This is a genomic window from Synechocystis sp. PCC 7339 (genome assembly GCF_019924095.1).
In the GTDB taxonomy this organism is placed as follows: Bacteria; Cyanobacteriota; Cyanobacteriia; order Cyanobacteriales; family Microcystaceae; genus Synechocystis.
Genome location: NZ_CP063659.1, coordinates 1,136,975 through 1,153,449 on the forward strand (window position 1 = coordinate 1,136,975; position 16,475 = coordinate 1,153,449).

Below are 16,475 nucleotides of genomic sequence, written 5' to 3' on the forward strand. Positions count from 1 at the left end.
GGCGTATATAAGGGAGGAATAAATGGCTGTGGCTAATAGCTGGTGGGAAATTAGAATACTTTGCCATCCTTCCCTGGAAGAAACTGTTTTTTGGCGGCTGGAAAGGTTTGGCTGTGTGGGCACTTCCACTGAAAAAAAAGCCCATTCCCTGCTCATTCGGGGTTATTTACCCCAGGAAAAGGCAGAAATCCTCGACCTCGCCGCCCTAGCCCTTTGGTGTGAGCAGGACGCCCTTTTACTCCAGATTCCTAAACCCCGCTTCCATTGGCAATTGATTGACGAAGAGGATTGGTCCATTAGTTGGAAGGAGCATTGGCAACCTACCTCCGTCGGCGATCGGTTCATGATCTATCCGGCCTGGATTGCTCCCCTAGACCCTGGCGATCGCCTAATTCTGCGCCTCGACCCCGGCGTGGCCTTTGGCACTGGCACCCATGCCACCACCCAGCTTTGTTTGGAATCCTTGGAAATGCGGGTGGAGCCAGGCAAAAATCAAGTGCTGGCGGATCTTGGTTGTGGTTCCGGCATTTTGGGCATTGGAGCGGTTTTGTTAGGGGCGGCCAAGGTGTACGGCGTGGACAATGACCCCCTCACGGTGGAGTCGGCGCGGAATAATCGTCATCTGAATCAAATTCACCCCGATAATTTAGTCATCAATGAGGGCAGTGTGCCGGAGTTGGAGCATTTAATTGCTGAGCCGGTGGATGGCATCATTTGCAATATTTTGGCGGACGTCATCATCGATTTACTGCCCCAATTTACCCCCCTGGTCAAACCCCAAGGTTGGGCTATTCTCAGCGGCATTATGGTGGAACAAAGTCAGGCGATCGCCGATGCACTGGAGCAAAACGGTTGGACGGTGGTCGCCATTTGGAAGCGGCAAGAATGGTGTTGCTTTCAAGCTAGAAGGGAAGAGAGTGATTGAGCAAAAAACAAAAAAGAGGCCATTGCTGACCTCAAGGAAATTGATTCATAAAATTGCCATTCAACTAGTCTTGAACCTAGGCCAGACCAGCATTGGTGCCGGGGCGGCCAGTGGCTAATTCGACCTTCACAATTTTGCCGCCCATTTTCATGATGCGCTGTTGCTCACGAAACCAATTATCGTAGGGCACCAACTTCGTAAAATAAGTATTTTGTAATTCCCGTTGTGTCCGAATCCGGGTTTGGCTAGGAACACAAGCCGTAATTCTAAACATCCGCATGGGGTGTGGCTCTCCTAAAACGTTTTCTCTTAAAAAGTTGGCATATGCGACAGAACGGGAGTCAGAAGTCAATACCGGTCAGCTAAAACCCCGGCTATCCCGGTGGTGGCTTTAACGGCCCCAGCACTCACTTTAGACTTCCCGTTCCAACAGAGGGGCTACTGGCTAGGTTGCAAATCAACTAAGGCAGCATTACCCACGGGAATCCAGGACTAGCTCAAGCCAGAGCAGATGTAGTCGAGGTAAACGCCCATTTCTTTGCCAGCATCGGCACCAACCAGGCTAGCGGTAACTTCTTTGATGGCTTGGATAGCTTGAACGGTGGAGGAAATGGGTACACCCAAGGAGTTGTAGGTTTCTTTCAAACCGTTGAGTACGCGCTCATCGAGAATGGAAGCGTCACCAGCCAACATGGCATAGGTAGCATAGCGGAGGTAGTAGTCCAAGTCACGGATACAAGCCGCATAGCGACGGGTGGTGTACATGTTGCCACCGGGACGGGTGACATCAGAGTACAACAGGGATTTAGCCACAGCTTCTTTAACGATGGTGGCGGCGTTGGCGCTGATTACACTGGCAGCCCGCACCCGCAGTTCACCGCTGGCGAAGTAGCTTTTCAGTTTGTCCATGGCGGCACCGTCGAGGTACTTACCTTGAACGTCAGCAGAGTTGATTACAGCCGTAATTGCGTCTTGCATAGTTTTGGTTTCCTTAAATCTTACTCAATGGGAAAAATTGCTAAAAGGGTTGAATAATTAGGGCTCAACACTTCAATAAGCTCAGGTGCAAAGACCTAGCTCATGGCACCGATAACGAAATCAAAGTAGGCAGAGGCTTCGGCGGCGTCGTCGGAGGACATCAAACCAGAAGCAACCTCTTTCATTTCCCGGACACTTTGAGCAACGGCTTCAATGGGAGTGCCGAGGGAACGATACATTTCCCGTACGCCCACTAGACCGATTTCTTCGATGGGGGTAACGTCACCGGAAACCACACCGTAGGTGACGAGACGGAGGTAATAGTCCATGTCCCGCAGGCAGGTGGCGGTCATTTCTTCACCGTAGGCATTGCCACCGGGGGAAACGATGTCAGGACGTTTTTGGAAAAGGCGATCGCCAGCTTGTTTAACGATGGTTTCGCGGGAACCGGTCAGGGTTTCAGCAATGCGAAGACGGGCGGCACCGCCGGTAACGAAAGCTTTAATACGATCCAGTTCACCCGGGCTCAGGTAGCGGGCTTCTGCATCAGCATTCACGATTGATTTCGTGACGATACTCATGGATGGATTCCTCCGTAAAGATTTAAAACGTTAAAAAAAGGCTTTAAGCTGATTTTATCAACCGAGACATAGTCACGAACTGGACAAAGCCGTTAACCAGCGGATTCCAGCGAGCAACCTGCCCAAACTATTCTCAGGCATTGCGTTCCTGATTACACTGTCCCCGTAACAGTTTGTAATATTTCTTGACGATCGCCCCTTGAATTTGCCCTAATCCCTTGGCATTTTAGGGGGAGGCTGTAAGATTAGAGGGGAAAGTGATGGTTAAATCCAAACTTTCCCGAATTTTGACTTCCACTCCTCCGCCTCCCTTCGTATTTTCGGCTGTGTTGCAGCGATTCCAATAATGAAGAAGCGACCCCTATTCTCTCTTGTAACTGGCTCTCTGCTGATTTTCAGCGGCGGATGTGGATTTCTCCCCGGTGGTGGTGGCGGTGAAACTGATGTTTCTCTAGAAAATCAAGAAACAGCCTCCCCGACAGTGCCCCTAGCCGCCGTTCGCCCCTTACCCCCAGTGGACATGGCCGCCCTGGGATTGATTCCCCCTGTATTGCCAGATCAACGTCTCAGGGAAATCCAGCCCGGCAGGGAAAATCCGTTCGAGTTAATTCCTGTGGAAGCAAAAATTCGGGAATCTGTCTGTCAGCTTGATCCACCCAAACCAGGGGAGGCCAATGGGGCCAAGCAGGATAAAACTAACGGCGGTTCTTTCACCACCACAACTACGACTACCGCCCCTTCTGTCACTCCCAGCACTCCGGGCACTGTTAATATATCCCCATCTTCGACCACCCCTCCACCCCTGTTCCCCAACGACGCTAGGGCAGTGGTGGTTTCGGGTGTTATTGAGATCGGTAGTCGTCCCTATGCCATTGTCCAAGCTCCTGGGGAGCCCGTCGCCCGTAACGTGACCGTCGGCGATCGCCTTTCCGGTGGCCGGGTTAGGGTCAAAGCCATCAATCCCTTTGGAGCCACGCCCAATGTGGTGCTAGAACAGTACGGAGATTCTGTCACCAGGGATGTGGGGGCCCCCGCTTTACCGCCCCTCACGCCCCCCAGTTCTCCCACTATGGAAGGATCTGCATTGGATGCTGAAGCGGCCATGGAGGCTTTTGGCCAGGGATTCGCCCAAATTTTAGGAGCCATGGCCCAAGAAATGGGAGGCACTGTTACCACCACCACTCGGAACAGTAACACTACCCGCACCGTTCCCCTCAGGGGTCCCGAAGGGGATGGCATTGGCTACGGCGAAATCCGTAACCTAGCGGTGCTCAAGTTGGCAGTTAACGAAAGGGGCGGTGATTTGATCAATTCCGTTGGTGTGCTCTGTAATGCTGGCCAAGAAACCCTTGAGGTGCGCCGTTTGACCTTCCAAGTGGAGGACGCCACCGACAACACCATTTTGGATAGTATCCAGATTGCTTTAGCTCGTCCCTATTTTCTGCAAAAGGGGCAAAAACTCGAATTTGATGGCAATGCTCCCCGCTTCCGGGGCCGTTCCCCCCAGGACGTCATTGTCAAACTGGTGGATTGGGGTTCCCAACAAACCCAAACTGCTCAGAATAATTAACTCGGGAACCGGCGGTTCTGCCTATTGTCTAGCTGTAAGACAAGGTAGTAAAGGGGGCAAGTCTTCTACTACTTCGCAGGCTGTTGGATAGAAAACCTACGCTGTAGTCTTTGATTCAGCGTGGGTAGTTCACTCGCTGGATAGCCTGGGCCTATAGCTTTTAGGATTATCCAGAATGGGGAGATAGTGCCAATTTCTATGGGGCCCTGGGCCGACGGGCTCCCTTGCCCTAAATTTGAGTAATGTCTTCCCCCAGTATTTCTCCCCCATACCAAACAATGCTTGACGATCTGGATGGGCAGGTGCTCCAGCTAGACCGTCAGGTATTCCGCCGCTTGGCCAACTTGGGCTACCATCCCCAGGTGATTTTCGATGTGGGCGCTTCCAACAGTGGTTGGTCCTACTATATGAAGCAGGTGGCAACGGAGGCTGACTTCTATTTATTCGAGCCCTTGGTGGACCATGTGCCGGATTATCAAGGTCTGATGGCGGAAACATTGCGGGTTTACCCTTCTTTCCATCTATGTAAATATGCCCTCGGCGATCGGGATGGCACCATAACAGTTAACGTTTTTGACGACCCGGCCAGTAGCACCACTTTGTCCATGGGAGAGGGGAGCCCCACCACCATAGGGGTGTCAGTACCCATACTTACCCTGGATTCGGCTTTAATCAAGCTTGGTTTGCCCCAACCCCAGGTGATTAAAATCGACACCCAAGGTAATGAGTTGTCCATTCTCCGGGGAGCGGCCCAGACATTAACTAAAGTTGACGTTTTATTTATAGAGTGCTGGCTCTATCGGGGTTACGGCCCTGAAACCCCCCTGTTAACGGAAATTGCCCATTGGTTACTGCCACTCAATTTTCGCCTTTGGGATGTTTCCGAGCCCTACCGTGGTCCCCAGGGGGAATTGACTACTTTAGATTGCATTTTCATCAACACAGCAGCCGGCCTAACCCCAGATTGGTACTACTAGCTTTCTTTCCCCTTTCCTCCTCAAAACGGACTCCAAGGGAGGTTAATTACCCACCAAGGGAACTGTAATGAAAAATTTTCTGTCCAATTCGTACATCTTCTCCCCTTTTTAATCATAGCTTTTAGTGAGTAGGGGCAACGAAAGGGAATTAATCATGATTAACAGCAGTGAATTCGCTGCCCGCCTATCTAGCCATTCTGGATTTTCAGGCGCTGGCTGGCAAAATATCTCTGCATTTCCTTATTCGTAGGCTATAATTTGCCTGGAGTAGCAATTCTAGACAATTCTTATGGAGAGCCCCATGGGTTCGCCGTCCCTGGTTGACTAGAAAAAGTTCTACTATTCGCCGAGTAGACGATGTTGAAAAAGCGCGAATAATCATCTATTGGTGGCACCATGCTTCTGGTCTTGACAGCAAGGCGATTCTTGCTATGATTACCCTAAGCAACTCCTAGACACACATAGATGAACCCTGTTTTGTATATTTTTTACCGTAAAAACTGAGGAGTTTTAAGAAGTCCTATGGCACTAAGTCCTAACATAATTGCGGCTCTGCAGATCATGTACACCGGCAAGGGTGTATCTACCAGCGATCTGAACTGGTGGGCTACAGATGGGGCAAATATCACCTACGACGAAGCAGTTGCCCTGTTTGCTAACAGCGCTGATGCGAAAGTGAAGTATCCCTTCTTCCAAGCGCCCCAAACTGCGAATAAGCGTCAATACATTGCTCAAGTTTTTGCCAATCTCTACAACATTGACATTAACGACACTTCCCTGGTCCCCACAGAGGAACTTGACTATTGGATTAACTGGTTGTCATTGGCTCCCGACAACTATTTAGTTTTCCCCAGCGCGCTCAATCATGCTTCTGCTGCTGCGGGTCTGACCAACCGGTTGGATGCTTTGATCAACAAAACTGATACGTCTCTCCTCTTTGCTGAAACGTTTTCCAGTGTTGGCGTCAATACTTTCACCCCCGACCAGTCTGTCGATGCGAGCACAGTTATTGCTGGAGTTGACGAAACTCCTGGGAGTGTGTTGATTGCAGAGGCTCAAATCATTGAACTGGCTGCGGGCGTAAACGTCTTTACCATTGCTCAAGCTCAGGCGACACCTAATCTGCCCCCTCTCTACACCATTAGCGACAGTGCCGATAACTTAATTGCTGGCACCGCTGACTCTGTTGTGGTTGATGCCACCACCGTCATTGCCAACCAATCCCCCGCGGCTCCTTTGACTGTGGACAATGCGGAAATTCTGCTTGCCACCGCCGATTCTTTGGCTCCCGGTGTTACCTGGGACATTCTTGATTCCGCCACCGACGTCCTTGGTAGTGGTGTTGCCGTATCCGGTGCCGCCAGTGTTGGTATCACAGATCCCTTTGTCGATGTTGCCACCGCTGATGATCTAACTGCGTTAGCTAATTTTGATGGTATCTACGCCATTGAAGATACTTCCGCCGCTATCCTCGCCAACACGGCGGTTGCTGCCGGTGCCACCAGTGTATCTCTCACCGACCCCGGTGTACCTGTAACCGTTGCCGGTGCTCAAACTCTCCAAGGTTTGGGTAACTTTGAGGGTCCCTACAACATTGAGGACACCTCCGCCGCTATCTTGGGTGCTGCTAGTTCCCCTGCAGTCCTTGGTGCCGATAGTGTCAGTTTGTCCGACCCCCTAGCCGGCGTAACCGTGGCTGGAGCGGAAACTCTCCAAGGTTTGGGCAACTTTGTCGGTCCTTACAATATTTCTGACACCTCTGCCAACATTTTGGCGGCGGAAAGCTCCCCTGCGGTGCTTGCTGCCGACAGCGTTGCTCTTTCTAATCCTTCAACTCCCGTAACCGTTGCCGGTGCCGAAACCCTCCAAGGTTTGGGGAACTTCGCCGGCCCCTACAACATCCAGGACACGTCCCCCAACATTATTGCGGCGGCCACCTCTCCCGCAGTTCTTGGTGCTGAAACCGTCAGCCTAGATGATTCCTTTGCTTTTGTAACCGTTGCCGGTTCCGATATTCTGCTCGGTTTGGGCAACTTTGTAGGGCCCTACAGCATCCTTGATACCTCTGCCAATATTTTGGCGGCGGCTACCTCTCCCGCAGTTCTTGGTGCCGATGCCGTTGTCCTCTCCAATCCTGGTGTTGGTATAACTGTTGCGGATGCTGAAATCCTCCAAGGTTTGGGTAACTTCGTAGGTGCTTACAACATCCTCGATACCTCTGCCAATATTTTGGCGGCGGCTACCTCTCCCGCGGTTCTCGGTGCCGACAGCGTTGTCCTATCCAACTCTTCAGTTCCCGTAACCGTTGCCGATGCGGAAGTTCTTCAAGGTTTAGGTAACTTTGAAGGACCCTATGCCATTGAAGACACCTCTGCCAATATTTTGGCGGCAGCTACTTCTCCCGCGGTACTGGATGCCACCAGTGTGACCCTGTCTGACCCCGGTGTGGCCATAACCGTTGCCGATGCCAAAACCCTCCAAGATCTCGGTAACTTTGGTGGTCTTTACAACATTGAAGATACCTCTGCTGCCATCTTGGGGAATGCAACCTCTGCTGCAGTTCTTAATGCTGAGAGCGTTATCCTTTCCAATCCTGGTGTACCCGTAAGCGTTGCCGGTGCCCAAACTCTCCAAGGGCTGGGCAACTTTGAAGGGCCCTACCACATCGAAGACACTTCTGCCAACATTCTTGCGGCGGCTACTACCCCTGCCGTTCTTGATGCTACCAGCGTGGAACTGTCCGACCCCGGTGTGCCCGTAACCGTTGCTGAGGCTGAAATTCTCCAAGGCTTACCCACCTTCGCTGGCCCCTACAACATCGAAGATACTTCCGCCGCTATTTTGGCCGCCGCCACCACCGGTGCGGTACTCGATGCCGATAGCGTCACCCTGTCTGACCCTGGTGTACCCGTAACCGTTGATGGTGCCGAAACCCTCCAGGGCTTGGGTAACTTTGTTGGTCCCTACAACATCGAAGATACTTCTGCCGCTATTTTGGCTGCTGCCACCACCGGTGCGGTACTCGATGCCGATAGCGTCACCCTGTCTGACCCTGGTGTGCCCGTAACCGTTGATGGTGCCGAAACCCTCCAGGGCTTGGGTAACTTTGTTGGTCCTTACAACATCGAAGATACTTCTGCTGCCATCTTGGCCGCCGCCACCACTGGTGCGGTACTCGATGCCGATAGCGTCACCCTGTCTGACCCCGGTGTTGGTATTACCGTTGCCGATGCTGAAGTTCTGCAAGGTTTAGGCAACTTCGTTGGTCCCTACCACATTCTCGATACATCTGCGAATATTCTGGCCGCTGCTAGCTCTGCTGCGGTAATCGATGCCACTAGTGTTAGTCTGTCCGATCCCGGTGTGGGAGTTACCGTTGCTGAAGCGGAGACTCTCGCCGATATCCCTGGTTTCGGCGGTCCCTACAGCATCGCTGATAGCCTGGAAGCCTTGACTGCTGCCATTGGCAATCCCGTGGTTGATGGTGCTACGGATTACAGTTTAACCAACACTCCTGGTTCCCTCGGTATCATCTCCGATGCCCAGTTGTTGATTGTTCAGGGCGCCCTCAACGAGTTGGACTACACCTTCACCACCGTTGATATCACTGCTTCTCGTCCCCAGGTCAACGAAGGTTCTGTAACCGAAATTCTGGTTACCTTGAGTGAAGCCCAGGCAACGGACACAACAGTCACCTTCTTCCTTACCCCAGGCGATCCCACTGCCCCCGACACTGGTACTGACGAGTCCAACACTAATGACTTTATTGGTGGTCAGTTCAATCCCATTACGGTCATTATTCCTGCTGGTGAGCTTTCGGCATCCGTTGATTACTCTCCCTTCCTGGATGGCATTGCTGAGTTGACTGAAGGATTCAGCGTTGTTGTTACCATCTCTGGTTCCGCCGCCGGTGCATTGTTTGACCTGGGCGACCTGGCTATTCTGGATGGCCCCGGCGATGGCAGTACCGTCAACCTTACCGTTGGTAATGACATTGTTTCCGCCACCACTTTCATCGCTGCTCCTGAGTTGTCGATCGGCGGTCTCACTGCAAATACTTTAAACACCGGCGATAAGCTAACCGGTATTGGTGAAGATACCAGCCTCACTGTTACTTGGGTGGCAAGTACCTTTGGCAGTAACCTGGTTCAACTGCAGATGAAAGGGGTAGAAGACCTCAACGTCACCTTGCTCCAGGATGACTTGAATATCTTCGCCAACAATCCTGGTGGTGTTACCGTCACAGACGTGAAGAACCTGAAAGCCAGCGGTAGTGTTAATGGCGATTTCTCTCTGGTTGATCTCCAGAGCACCCTGGAAACCATCACGGTTCAGAACTACTTCTTTGGTGATGATGTCAACGTTACCATCGGCGATCCTTTCCTAGCCGGGGATGACGATGTTCTTGAACTTCTCCTTGACCAGGTTACAGCTAGCAAAACTGGCAACACCCGCGTTAATGTCAGTGACTTCTCTGGTAGGGCTTGCGCCAATCCCCCAAGACGTAGCGGGCTGGCTCGTTTACGGAAGCTAGGGGGTTACCCAAGGGAGGGCCGGCAAAGGTAAAGTCAATTTGTACCGGGGTGAGCGCACTATTGAGTCCGGGATCGTAACCGATAATGGTGTCAAAGCCTTCGCGACCTTGAATAAATTCAATAGAATCCTGGCCAAAGGCGTAGTCGGACCCTGGTGTCCAGAAGGAAATAAACTTGGTTATGAGAGCTTCGTTGTTGATTTCAATGCCCAACTGAGCAGATAGCTCGGCAGCTAGCGCCCCCGTCAGAATTCCACCTGCCAGCCCAAAAGCAAGTTGACCAAGTGTGGTGCCGTAGGTACCGGCCGCCTCGGGGAGTAGGGCCGGCTCAATAATAAAGTTGCTAAGATTGTTAAGATTAGTTAAAGAGATGTCGTAGGGATTAAGAGAGTTGTACGTCTGCAGAACGGGGACGTCAGGGATGCCGCTGTAAAGACTATTAAGATTGGTCAGAGCGACGTCGAAGGGATTGGCCATAAACTCCTCACCAGGATTAGATTGAATAGCGATTTGACGATTAAGGGGAAGAAACTTAAAGAATCAGAGAAAGTTTCACTAAAAAATTCTTATTTACGGAGTGTGACTATGCGATTATAGTCAATTCAGCGGGCGTTGCAAGCCACGGCGCCAAAAATTGTCATTAATCTTATTTATCTTTCGCGTTGACGGCAATGATTAGCATCAGCTCATCCTAGTATCGGTAATCTAGCCCTCTTTTATGACTCTCGGAAGCTGGTTGGAATATTAAAGGTCTTGCTGTGAAAACATTTTAGGCTTTTCATAACTCAAGAAATATGAGATTGACTTTTTATAAAGTACACTTCCTGAAACCTTTGCCCTTAGAAACTTTCCGTGGTTTTCCTCCAATTAACCTACACAGTCTGACGAAAAATAGTTAATAAGGTCTTAATTTAAGCTTGACTTCATTCATTGAGACCCATTCAGGAAGCATAACAACACAAATGATACTGATTTGTACCAGACAGTGGATAAAATTGCCCATAGCCTAATCAGTATGCTGGTTAAAAACAATTTCAATTAATCCCCTCGATCTCCTTCACCGATAAAGGAGTTGCCCACTGTCCTAGCTAGATGTCATTAGGGATTAAGCCGAAAAGCGATTAGGGAACAACTCAGACTAAGATGGTGGCAAATTGAGTTTTTAGATTGATGCCAACAAGCAATACTGCCCTGTCTCCGGCCATCTTCTACGAGTCAGAGGGTTATCGTACTAGCGGTTCCAGGTTGATGGGACGCCACTCCGCAGGTGAAGCGTTTTTGCGGGCCGTAATCCAGGGAACTCCCCCTAGTAATCCAATATTTGGCTATTGTCGAGATGCAGGAAGTTTTGGCGCTTTTAAGGCTGATGTTTTAAGACATGATCCGACCAACGGCGATCGCCTTGTGCAGTGGCTACCTCGTCATCAGCCGGAAAAGTTGGGGAATGCATCAATACTTTATCTGCCAGGGCCAGGTCTGCTCAATGAAGCCCAGCGACGTTTGGGTAGTGGTCAAGAGCAGTCCTATAGTTTGTGTGGCATCACCCATACAATTTCATCCGCCGGGGCAATGCAGTCAATCCGAGATTTGTTAATTGCTCCGGTTCACGGCTGGGATGCGATTATTTGTACGTCTAAAGCTGTAAAAGCTAGTTTAGAAACCATCATTGCAGAACAAGCTGAGTATCTACGGGTTCGTTTGGGGGCACGTTTTTGTGAAATGCCTCAATTTCCAGTCATTCCCCTGGGGGTACATTGCCAAGATTTTCAGTTTACAACGGCGGAAAAGCAGACTGCCCGTGCCCGTCTGGGAATTGCACCAGAGGATGTGGTGGTATTATTTGTGGGTCGATTAGTCTTCCATGCTAAAGCCCATCCCTTACCTTTGTATCTGGCTTTAGAACGGGCGGCAGCGGAAAAATCCGTTACCTTGATCGAATGTGGTTGGTTCCCAAATGAGCCGGTGGCCCGTAGTTATGATCAAGCCCGTCAGTTGGGTGCACCTAATATAGGCTCAATTGTGCTAGATGGTCGCCAACCGTCACAGCGTCGAGATGCCTGGGCGGCGGCGGATATCTTTACATCGCTATCGGACAATATTCAAGAAAGCTTTGGTTTAACGCCCATTGAGGCGATGGCCGCAGGTCTCCCCTCTGTAGTTAGTGACTGGGATGGCTACAAAGATACGATACGGGATGGGATCGATGGCTTTAGAATTCCCACAACCATGCCCTCTGATGGGGGTGATGATTTTGCACTACGTCATCTGTTAGATATTGATTCCTACGATTTTTACATTGGTCATGTCAGTCAGACTGTTGCGGTCGATATTGAGGCGGCGGCTCTAGCTTTTCACCAGCTTTTACGTCAACCGGAACTACGGCAGCGCATGGGGACAGCAGCGAAAAAACAGGCCCAAACGGTTTTTGATTGGTCTTGTATTTATGGTCGTTACCAGGAATTGTGGCACCATCTGACCGAGAAGCGTCGACAGGTCAGCGGCGATCGCCAGTTACCCCGAGGAGGAGCAATGATCGACCCTTATAAGTTATTCACCAACTACCCAACCAATACCATGGGTAATCTACAATTTGCCCTCAGGGAAAATGTAACGTTGGCAGAAATAGAGACAATTGGCCAATTAGAAAGTGTTAAATTCGCTAGCTATGTGTTGCCACCTATGGCATTGGTTGACCAAATTGTGCAAAATTTCAATAAATCCCAGCCTTTGTCTCTGGAAGAATTACAATCATTTGTGTCTGTGCCAATGGCTACCCTAGAAAAGGCCATCAGTTGGCTACTGAAATATGGCTTGATTAAATCTGAATTAATACTAAGGGATTAGGTAAAATAGCCAGTTAAATTCTCTCAGCTAAACTTAACCAACGCTCCGTTTTTTGATCAATACTTTCAATTAGGTTAGCTAAGCGTTCCGTCAGGTTTTGCAACTCAGTAAAGTCGCCATTGGGATTCTGGTAAAGTTGGGCTTCCAGTTGGGCTTTTTCCGCCTCTAACTGGGGGATTTGTTGTTCTAGTTGTTCATATTCTCGTTTTTCTTTATAGGAAAGTTTTTTCGAGCCATTATCTTGCTTAACGGTGGTGGAGTTAGAAGTCGGAGGTTGGGATTTTTTCGATTCGGTTTCTTCTTGGTTTGCTCTAACCTGTTCTGCTTTTTTATATTCTAAATACAAACTATAATTGCCGGGATATTGCCGTAGTTCTCCTTCTTCCTCAAAGGCAAAAATTGTTTCCACTGTCCGGTCCAGAAAATAGCGATCATGGGAAACCACAATGACGCAACCGTTAAAGTCTTCGAGGTAATCTTCCAGCACCGCCAGGGTTTGCACATCCAAGTCGTTGGTGGGTTCGTCCAAAATTAAAACGTTGGGGGCCCGCATCAACACCCGGAGCAAAAATAAACGGCGCTTTTCTCCCCCAGATAATTTGGCAATGGGGGCAAATTGTTGGTTGGGGGGAAACAGAAACCGTTCTAACATTTGACCAGCGGTAATTACTTCGCCGTCGGTGGTTTTGACCAATTCTGCCACACTTTTGAGGTAATCAATTACCCGTTGGTTGGGATTCAAACTCAGATCATCGGAATGTTGATCAAAATAGCCAAAATGAATGGTACTGCCAATGTCCACTGTGCCCTGATCTGGCTCTAATCTGCCGGTGATCATGTTCATTAAAGTGGATTTACCCACGCCATTTTTGCCCACAATACCGACCCGATCCACGGGGGTAAAAATATAGGAAAAATCCTTAATCAATTGGCGATCACTAAAGCCTTTGCTGATATTTTCCAGTTCCACCACCTTTTTGCCAATGCGTCGTCCGGCGGTGCTAATATCTACCTTGCCTGGGCCTGTTTTAAAGCTGGTTTCCTGCATATCCTGAATGCGGTCAATGCGGGCTTTTTGCTTAGTGCTCCGGGCTTTGGGCCCTCTTTTTAACCATTCCAATTCCCGCCGCAACACTCCCCGGTGTTTTTTCTGACTGCTCTGTTCCGATTCCTCTGCTTCCGCCTTTTTGGTCAGATAATAACCATAGTTACCGTTGTAGCTATACAGTTCTCCTTGATCAATTTCCAAAATGCGGTTCGTTACCCGGTCCAAAAAATAGCGGTCGTGGGTAATCAGCAACAATGCTCCCCGGAACCGTTGCAGGTAACTTTGTAGCCATTCCACCGAAAAAGCATCCAAATGGTTAGTGGGCTCGTCCATCAGCAACACATCTGGCTGGGACAGTAATGCGGCGGCGATCGCCACCCGTTTGCGGTAACCCCCAGAGAGATCGGCAATTTTAGCATCGAGGTGGTCTACCCCCAATTGGGTCAGAACAATTTTCGCTTGGGTTTCCAACTCCCAGGCCCCAGAGGTTTCCATTTGAGCTGATAGGGCTGACAGTTGATTGAGCAATTGTTCGTCACTGCCCTGGTGGGCCAACTTATCCGACAGCAGTTCATATTGTTTGACCAATTGCCACTGTTCCCCGCTGTCCACAAATACCTGTTCCAGCACGGTGCGATCGCCTTCCATTTCCGGTTGTTGAGGCAAATAAACCACCTTGGCACTGCTGTTGCACCAATATTCCCCGCCATCAAAAGGTTCCAACCCTGCAATCATTTTCAGCAAAGTGGATTTACCAGAGCCGTTGACCCCAATTAATCCCACCCGATCGCCTGGTTCAATGTTGAAAGTAGCGTCCCGCAGAATTTCCTTGATGCCGAAATCTTTACGGAGGGATTGGACAGTGATGAGAGCCATACGGGGAAATTTACCAGGAAAAATTGAGCAGACTGGCAAATTACAAGCCTTTGTCTGGCCCCCATTTTATCGAAAAACTGAGTTTACCCCCCGGTCATCCACCATGATGGGCGCTGACTAGAATTAAAAACGGCGACCCATTGTTTAGTCACCTGTTTAGAAAGTGTTTGAAAAATGCAAGGCTAGGTATTTATCCCCCTAAATCCCCTCACTAAAGCTTCGGCTTAAAAAGGGGGACTTTTGTGACAGTTCCCCCCTTCCTAAAGGGGGCTAGGGGGGATTAAACAGCCAAAACCCAACTTTCCCAACAGGCTCTTAGGCATCCCTATAGGTTGTGTTGTTGCCTCCCTAAAAGGGGCGGATTGGGATCACAAAAATGAGCAAAAATCCCCTAAAGTAGGGTAGCTTACGGCAACATCGCCCTTGGTCTCACCTTAGGAAGGCATGGATCTATCACAGTTAATTTTTAATGGTATTGCGGTGGGTAGCATCATTGCCCTGGGGGCAGTGGGGTTGACCCTAACCTATGGCATTTTACGCCTGTCTAACTTTGCCCATGGCGATTTTATGACTTTGGCCGCCTATTTAACTTGGTGGGCCAACACCAGCGGCATTAATTTGTGGCTATCCATGGCCCTGGGTTGCGTCGGTACCATCTTCGCCATGTTTATCGGTGAATGGTTACTCTGGGAGCCCATGCGGGCCCGGCGGGCTACGGCAACGACGTTGATCATTATTTCCATTGGTCTAGCCCTATTTCTCCGTAACGGCATCCTCTTGATCTGGGGCGGCAATAACCAAAATTACCGCGTGCCCATTGTCCCCGCCCAGGATTTTATGGGCATTAAATTTGAGTATTACCGTTTGCTGGTCATTGCCCTGGCGATCGCCGCTATGGTGGTGTTGCATCTGATTTTGCAAAAGACCAAAGTGGGTAAGGCCATGCGGGCCGTGGCGGACAATGTGGATCTGGCGAAAGTATCCGGTATCAATGTGGAATGGGTAGTGATGTGGACCTGGGTAATGACCGCAGTGTTAACGGCCCTGGGGGGCTCCATGTATGGCCTAATGACCACCCTGAAACCAAATATGGGGTGGTTTTTGATTTTGCCCATGTTTGCCTCGGTGATTCTGGGGGGCATTGGTAATCCCTACGGGGCGATCGCCGGAGGACTAATCATTGGCGTGGCCCAGGAAGTGAGCGTGCCTTGGTTTGGTACCAGCTACAAAATGGGGGTGGCGTTGCTATTGATGATCATCATTTTGTTTATCCGGCCCCAAGGTTTGTTTAAAGGCACTCAATAATGGCCAGACTGGGAAAACAAAGGTTAGATGCTCTCCTGGTGGAAAAGGGCTTGTGTGAATCCCGGGCCCTGGCCCAGCGGTTAATCCGGGCGGGGGAAGTGAAAGTTAATCAACAATTGGTGGATAAACCGGGCACCCTAGTAACCCTTGATGCGGAAGTGGAATTAGCCCAAAGGCCTCCCTACGTTTCCCGGGGAGGGGAAAAGTTAGCCAAAGCTCTAACGGAATTTGCCATTGATGTGACCGGTCGCATTTGTCTCGATGGAGGCATTTCCACTGGTGGCTTTACGGACTGCCTACTGCAAAGAGGGGCGGTTAAGGTGTATGGCGTTGATGTGGGTTACGGCCAGGTGGCTTGGAAATTGCGCCAGGATGAACGGGTAATTTTGCGGGAGCGGGCTAATTTTCGTTACCTCACGCCCCAGGATTTGTATGGGGATGAACCCTGGCCTGACTTAGGGGTGATGGATTTGTCTTTTATTTCCCTTACCAAGGTGCTGGAACCCCTCTGGTCATTGTTAGCTCCCCCTAGGGAAGTGGTGTTATTAGTCAAACCCCAATTTGAAGTGGGCAGGGAAAAAATTGGCAAAAAGGGAGTGGTGCGGGATGCCCAAGCCCAGGCAGACGCCATTGACCAAGTGTGGCGATCGGCCCAGCCTTTGGGATGGCAGTTTAATGGTTTAACTTTTTCCCCCATCACGGGGCCAGCAGGCAATGTGGAATACTTACTCTGGCTCAGTCAGTCTGCTGTCAATTCCTCTGTCCCAACGTTGGCTCAGTTAGGAGAAATTACCCAAAAAGCGTTGAATTCTTTCAAGGATTGAATTTGGATTTTGT

Annotated in this window: 12 protein-coding genes; 7 read left to right on the forward strand and 5 right to left on the reverse strand. The window is 50.1% G+C overall.

Annotated features, from left to right (window positions below):
• Positions 1-22: 22 nt before the first annotated feature.
• Positions 23-925: a 50S ribosomal protein L11 methyltransferase gene (gene prmA / locus IQE94_RS05250; protein WP_212716644.1), complete on the forward strand. Its 903-nt coding sequence runs from the start codon at positions 23-25 to the stop codon at positions 923-925.
• Between the two features lie 76 nt (positions 926-1,001).
• Here the strand turns inward: prmA and IQE94_RS05255 are convergent, their stop codons facing one another.
• From IQE94_RS05255 to IQE94_RS05265, 3 genes are all read right to left on the reverse strand, one after another.
• Positions 1,002-1,205 carry a phycobilisome linker polypeptide gene (locus IQE94_RS05255; RefSeq protein ID WP_010872505.1) on the reverse strand — a complete coding sequence of 68 codons (204 nt, stop codon included), beginning with the start codon at positions 1,203-1,205 and terminating at the stop codon, positions 1,002-1,004.
• A 212-nt stretch (positions 1,206-1,417) separates the two neighbouring features.
• Positions 1,418-1,903, reverse strand: a complete 486-nt coding sequence (apcB, locus tag IQE94_RS05260) for an allophycocyanin subunit beta (RefSeq protein WP_010872504.1) — start codon at positions 1,901-1,903, stop codon at positions 1,418-1,420.
• A gap of 95 nt (positions 1,904-1,998) precedes the next feature.
• Complete coding sequence (locus IQE94_RS05265; RefSeq protein WP_028948242.1) at positions 1,999-2,484, reverse strand: allophycocyanin alpha chain; 486 nt, start codon at positions 2,482-2,484, stop codon at positions 1,999-2,001.
• A 346-nt stretch (positions 2,485-2,830) separates the two neighbouring features.
• On the opposite strand from IQE94_RS05265, the gene IQE94_RS05270 reads away from it, so the two are divergent.
• The 3 genes from IQE94_RS05270 (at position 2,831) to IQE94_RS05280 (ending at position 9,597) form a co-directional block, all read left to right on the forward strand.
• Positions 2,831-4,054, forward strand: a complete 1,224-nt coding sequence (locus IQE94_RS05270) for a hypothetical protein (protein ID WP_223342840.1) — start codon at positions 2,831-2,833, stop codon at positions 4,052-4,054.
• A gap of 242 nt (positions 4,055-4,296) precedes the next feature.
• Entirely contained in the window at positions 4,297-5,031 is a 735-nt protein-coding gene (locus tag IQE94_RS05275) for an FkbM family methyltransferase (RefSeq protein WP_212716645.1), read from the forward strand.
• Between the two features lie 522 nt (positions 5,032-5,553).
• Complete coding sequence (locus tag IQE94_RS05280) at positions 5,554-9,597, forward strand: hypothetical protein (RefSeq protein WP_223342841.1); 4,044 nt, start codon at positions 5,554-5,556, stop codon at positions 9,595-9,597.
• On the opposite strand, the gene IQE94_RS05285 is transcribed toward IQE94_RS05280, so the two are convergent.
• Positions 9,494-10,042: a hypothetical protein gene (locus IQE94_RS05285; protein WP_223342842.1), complete on the reverse strand. Its 549-nt coding sequence runs from the start codon at positions 10,040-10,042 to the stop codon at positions 9,494-9,496. The genes IQE94_RS05280 and IQE94_RS05285 overlap by 104 nt on opposite strands.
• Before the next feature lie 693 nt (positions 10,043-10,735).
• Between IQE94_RS05285 and IQE94_RS05290 the strand changes: the two genes are divergently transcribed.
• On the forward strand, positions 10,736-12,409 hold the full coding sequence (locus IQE94_RS05290; protein WP_223342843.1) for a glycosyltransferase family 4 protein: 1,674 nt from the start codon (positions 10,736-10,738) through the stop codon (positions 12,407-12,409).
• Between the two features lie 13 nt (positions 12,410-12,422).
• Here the strand turns inward: IQE94_RS05290 and IQE94_RS05295 are convergent, their stop codons facing one another.
• Positions 12,423-14,333 (reverse strand): ABC-F family ATP-binding cassette domain-containing protein, encoded by a 1,911-nt coding sequence (locus IQE94_RS05295; RefSeq protein WP_223342844.1) that lies wholly within the window; start codon positions 14,331-14,333, stop codon positions 12,423-12,425.
• A 444-nt stretch (positions 14,334-14,777) separates the two neighbouring features.
• Between IQE94_RS05295 and IQE94_RS05300 the strand changes: the two genes are divergently transcribed.
• Entirely contained in the window at positions 14,778-15,638 is an 861-nt protein-coding gene (locus IQE94_RS05300; RefSeq protein ID WP_223342845.1) for a branched-chain amino acid ABC transporter permease, read from the forward strand.
• The gene (locus IQE94_RS05305; RefSeq protein ID WP_223342846.1) at positions 15,638-16,462 is read left to right on the forward strand and encodes a TlyA family RNA methyltransferase; all 825 of its coding nucleotides are present in this window, start codon (positions 15,638-15,640) and stop codon (positions 16,460-16,462) included. Before IQE94_RS05300 ends, IQE94_RS05305 begins: the two co-directional genes overlap by 1 nt.
• Positions 16,463-16,475: the final 13 nt, after the last annotated feature.